The following is a 5256-nucleotide window of genomic DNA, read 5'->3' as shown; positions in this document are numbered from 1 at the left end:
GGAGGCAGCCGGCGCCGGCCAGTGCCGCGAGCGGGGGCACGCGTGCGACCGCCAGCGCGGCGAGCCACGCCACGGCTGCGGCGGGCAGCAGCCGGACGTCGAGGGTGGGTGGCGGATCGCTGTCGTCGACGAGCGTGACGGGTCCCGGGCACCCGTCCTCGGTGAGCGTCACACGCGGACCAGGTCACGGAGGCGCTCGAGCAGCGTGGGGCCGATGCCGGCGACGTCCGCCAGCTCGTCGACGGTGGCGAACCGGCCGTCCTCGCGGTGCGCCACGATCCGGTCCGCGAGCACGGGCCCGATCCCGGGCAGCGCGTCGAGGGCAGCGGCGTCCGCGGTGTTGAGGTCGACGAGTCCGTCGCCCGCGCCCGCCTCGGCGTCCGCGCCCTCGGTCCGCTCGCCCGGTCGGGGCACGGCGATCTGCTCACCGTCGACCAGCAGGCGCGCCAGGTTGAGCGCGCTCACCTGCGCGTCGGCCGTGGCGCCGCCCGCCGCGGTGAGCGCGTCGACCACGCGCGAGCCCTCCGGGAGCCTGACCACGCCCGGTGCGGCGACCGCTCCGACGACGTCCACCACCAGCTCCGCGCCCGGGGACGCCGCCACCGTCGGGACGAGGCCGCTCGGTGCCGGCGTCGGGAGAACCACTGCCGGCCCGGGAGCGAGGGAGGTCGCACGCAGGGCGACCCCACCCGCCACCAGCAGGATCACACCGCCGGCCGCCACGGCGAGGCGCCAGGGCACCGCCCACCGGACGCACCGGCGTGGCGTGGGCGACCGGGCGGTGGGGTCCCCGTGGGCCGCGGCGTAGCCGACCGACGCGACCTGCAGCGCGGTGGCGGTGCGAGGCGCGGGTTCCGGCGCAACGGTCGGCGGGAACGACGGCGGTGCCGACGAGGGTGACGGGGACGGTGCGGCGGGAGGCGGTGGGACCGACGCCGGTGGTGCTGCGTGGACGGGCTCCGGGACCCAGCCGGCGCCCGCAGGCGCACCCGGTGCGTGCAGCTCCGCCAGCGCGTCAGCGGGAGCAGGTGCGGGCGCGGGAGCGAGAGCGGTTCTGGCGGCCGTTGCGGTGAGCGCGGTCAGTCGGCGCCGGGTGGTCCGGGCGAGTTCGCGGTCACGGCGCAGCACGCGGCGAACCTACGGTCGAGGACCGCCCGTCGACCGTAGTCACGCACGGCGACCCGTCCGTTCCGGGCACCGCAGGGCTGTGGGCGGGTCAGGCGTCCGCGACGACGATCGCGAGGAGCCCAGGGCCGGCGTGCGCGGCGAGCACCGCGCTCGACTCGCACACCGCCGTCTCGGCTAGTCGCTCGCCAGCGGCCAGCACGAGGGTCTCGGCGAGCGCTGCTGCCGTCTCGGGCTGCCCGAGGTGGTGCACGGCGACGCGGGCGAGCGGGCGTCGGGCGACCTCGGCGACGGCCAGCGCCACCAGCCGCTCCCGCGCCGCGCGCCGCGTCCGCACCTTCTCGGCGACCTCGATCTGCCCCGCGTGCAGCGTGAGGATCGGCCGGAGACCGAGCACGATGCCGAGGGCGGCGGCGGGCATGCTCAGCCGCCCGCCCCGGCGCAGGTGGTCGAGCGAGTCGACGAGGAACCAGACGCGCGTGCTCGCCGCGACGGTGCGGCCGCGCTCGGCGACCTCCGGCCCGGACGGCAGCCGTGGCTCGACGTCCTTCCTCGCGTGCCACCAGGCGCGGGCGGCGGCGACCGGGCCTGGGGCCTGATCGACGGTCGCGGGGGCCGACGCGACGGGCCCCGCCGAGTAGCGGGCCGCATCGAGCACGGCGAAGCCCAGCGACATGGCGACCACACGGGAGTCCACCACGTGGACGGGCACCGGGGAGGTCTCGGCCGCCAGCTGCGCGGCGCGCACGGTGCCGGAGAGCTCGCCCGACAGGTGGATCGAGACGATCTCCCGCGCGCCGGACGCCGCGGCGCGCTCGTAGGCAGCGGCGAAGGCGGACGGCGGGGGCTGCGACGTCGTGACCTTGGTTCCCGCGGTGAGGGCGGCGAGCAGCGTGGCAGGGGGCAGGTCGACGCCCTCGACGTACCGCTCACCGTCCACGACCACCCCCAGCGGGACGACGCCGATGCCCCACCGCTCGGCCGCGCCCTCCGGCAGCGACGCGGTCGAGTCGGTGACGAGCGCGACGGAGGGCTGGTCGACGCGGCGTCGGGGCATGTGGGTCAGGCCGGGACGACGTTGACGAGCTTCGGCGCGCGGACGATCACGGTGCGGATGTCGCGGCCGTCCAGCGCGCGCTGCACGCCGGGGTCGGCCAGTGCCAGCGCACGCAGGTCGTCGTCGGAGGTGTCCGGGGCCACCTCGGCGCGGCCCCGCACCTTGCCCTGCACCTGGAAGATGCAGGTGACCGTGTCCTCGACCAGGTACTGCGGGTCGGCCACCGGGAAGGGCTCGTGCGCCAGCGAGCGCTCGTGGCCCAGGCGGGACCACAGCTCCTCGGCCAGGTGCGGTGCGACGGGCGCCGTCATGAGCACCAGGGGCTCGACCGCCGCCCGCGGGGTCGTCGGCAGCGTCGTGAGGTGGTTGTTGAGCACGATCAGGTGCGAGATCGCGGTGTTCACGCGCATCGCGCCCATGTCCGCCGTCACGCCCGCGATCGCGCGGTGCAGGACGCGCAGGGTCTGCTCGGAGGGCGCCTCGTCGGACACGACCGTCGCCCCGGTGCCCTCGTCGACCGCGTTGCGCCAGAGCCGCTGCAGGAAGCGCTGCGACCCGACCACCGCCCGGGTCTCCCACGGGCGGGACAGGTCCAGCGGGCCCATCGACATCTCGTACACGCGCAGGGTGTCGGCGCCGTACTCCGCGTACATGTCGTCGGGCGTCACCATGTTCTTCAGCGACTTGCCCATCTTCCCGTACTCACGGTGGACGGGCTGGCCCTGCCAGCTGAAGCCGGTCTCGGCCGCCGCGTCCTCCACGACCTCGTCGGCAGGCACGTGCACGCCGCGGGCGTCCGTGTACGCGTACGCCTGGATGTAGCCCTGGTTGAACAGCTTGTGGAACGGCTCGCGGCTGGACACGTGGCCCAGGTCGTGCAGGACCTTGTGCCAGAACCGCGCGTAGAGCAGGTGCAGGACCGCGTGCTCGACACCGCCCACGTACAGGTCCACGCCACCGACCGAGCCGGGACCCTGCTGGCCGTGGCCCGGGCCCATCCAGTACTGCTCCAGCTTCGGGTCGATCAGCACCGCGTCGTTGGTGGGGTCCAGGTAGCGCAGGTAGTACCAGCACGAGCCGGCCCAGTTGGGCATCGTGTTGGTGTCCCGGCGGTACTGCTTGGGGCCGTCTCCCAGGTCGAGCGTGACGTTCACCCAGTCCTCGTTGCGGCCCAGGGGCGGCTCCGGGGTGGAGTGCGCGTCGTCCGGGTCGAACGTGCGCGGCGAGTAGTCCGGGACCTCCGGCAGGTTCACCGGCAGCACGGACTCCGGGACGGCCAGGGGCAGGTCGTGCTCGTCGTACACGATCGGGAACGGCTCGCCCCAGTAGCGCTGGCGGCTGAACAGCCAGTCGCGCAGGCGGTAGGTGATGGTCCCCTCGCCGACGCCCTTGCCGGCCAGCCAGTCGGTGATCGCGGCCTTGGCGTCCGCGACGGCGAGCCCGTCCAGGCTGATCTCGTCGTTGGTCGAGTTGATGGCGACCCCGTCGCCCGTGCGTGCGCCCGGCTCGGTGCCCTCCGGCGCGTCGATCGTGTAGACGATCGGCAGCTCGAAGGCCTCGGCGAACGCGAAGTCGCGCTCGTCGCCGCCCGGCACGGCCATGATCGCGCCGGTGCCGTAGCCCATCAGCACGTAGTCGGCGGTGAACACGGGCAGCAGCTCGCCGTTGGCCGGGTTGGTGGCCAGGTGGCCGGTGAACACGCCGGTCTTGCGGCCGGCGTCCACCTGGCGCTCCACCGCGGTCTTGGCGGCGGACTCCGCGCGGTAGGACGCCACGGCGTCCGCAGGGGTGCGGTGGCCGCCGGTCCACAGGTCCTTGGTGCCGTCGGGCCAGTGCGCGGGCACCTCGTCCAGCAGCGGGTGCTCGGGGGCGACGACCACGAAGGTGGCGCCGAACAGCGTGTCCGGGCGGGTCGTGAACACCTCTACCTGGTCCCCGCCCTGCACCGCGAAGCGGACCCGCGCACCCGACGACCGACCGATCCAGTTGCGCTGCATCGCCTTGACCTTGTCCGGCCAGTCGATGTGCTCCAGGTCGTCGATCAGCCGGTCCGCGTACGCCGTGATCCGCATGTTCCACTGCCGCAGGCTGCGCTGGAACACCGGGAAGTTGCCGCGCTCGGAGCGACCGTCCGCCGTGACCTCCTCGTTGGCCAGCACGGTGCCCAGCCCGGGGCACCAGTTCACGGGCGTCTCGGAGACGTAGGCCAGCCGGTGCGTGTCCAGCACGCGCCGGCGGGCGACCTCGTCCAGACCGGCCCACTCGGCACCGCGAGCCCCGGCGTCGTACTCCGCGACCAGCTCGGCGATCGGGCGCGCCCGACCGAGGCCGCCGTCGGGCCGCGGCGCGGTCTCGTCGTACCAGGAGTCGAAGATCTGCAGGAAGATCCACTGCGTCCAGCGCACGTAGCCGGGGTCGATCGTCGCGAACGTGCGGCGCGGGTCGTGCGCCAGGCCCAGGCGGCGCAGCTGGCGCTGCATGATCTCGATGTTCGCCTCGGTGGTGGTCCGGGGGTGCTGCCCGGTCTGCACCGCGTACTGCTCCGCGGGCAGCCCGAACGCGTCGAACCCCAGCGCGTGCAGCACGTTGTCGCCCTGCATGCGCCGGAACCGGCCCACGACGTCGGTGGCGATGTACCCGAGCGGGTGGCCGATGTGCAGGCCGGCCCCGGAGGGGTACGGGAACATGTCCATGACGAAGAACGCCGGCTGCGCCGGGTCGGCGTTCCAGCCGTCGCCGTCGGTCAGGTCGCCCGTCGGGTTGGCGGCGAAGAACGTGCCGCGCGCCGCCCACTCGTCCTGCCAGCGCAGCTCGATCTCGCGCGCGAGATCGGCCGTGTACCGGAACGGCACGTCGTCGGTCGGGGTGGGGGTGGGGGCGTCCTGCGAGGTCACCCCGTGAGTTTACCGACCGCCCGTGGTCGCGCCGTACGGGTTCCGGGTGGGCGGGGTTGCCGCGGTCGTATGCTCCGGGCATGTCGGACACCACGCCAGCGGGCGCCGCAGACCTCGCCGCCCTCCGTGCCGCAGCCGCCCAGGCCGCCGCCGACGCCGCCGAGGCGAAGTCCCTGGCGG

The 5256-nt window shown here is 74.6% G+C and carries 3 protein-coding genes; all 3 read right to left on the bottom strand.

The features are described from left to right. Window positions 1-168 precede the first annotated feature (168 nt). Window positions 169-741, bottom strand: a complete 573-nt coding sequence (locus tag RYN42_RS19565) for a helix-hairpin-helix domain-containing protein (RefSeq protein WP_315099100.1) — start codon at window positions 739-741, stop codon at window positions 169-171. 475 nt (window positions 742-1216) lie between these two features. Next, the gene (locus RYN42_RS19560) at window positions 1217-2182 is read right to left on the bottom strand and encodes a DegV family protein (protein WP_315099097.1); all 966 of its coding nucleotides are present in this window, start codon (window positions 2180-2182) and stop codon (window positions 1217-1219) included. A gap of 5 nt (window positions 2183-2187) precedes the next feature. Further along, complete coding sequence (gene leuS, locus RYN42_RS19555; protein WP_315099095.1) at window positions 2188-5076, bottom strand: leucine--tRNA ligase; 2889 nt, start codon at window positions 5074-5076, stop codon at window positions 2188-2190. Between the last annotated feature and the right edge of the window lie 180 nt (window positions 5077-5256).

The sequence above is a fragment of the uncultured Cellulomonas sp. genome (genome assembly GCF_963527515.1).
GTDB lineage: Bacteria > Actinomycetota > Actinomycetes > Actinomycetales > Cellulomonadaceae > Cellulomonas.
This window is presented reverse-complemented; position numbering and strand designations above follow the sequence as displayed.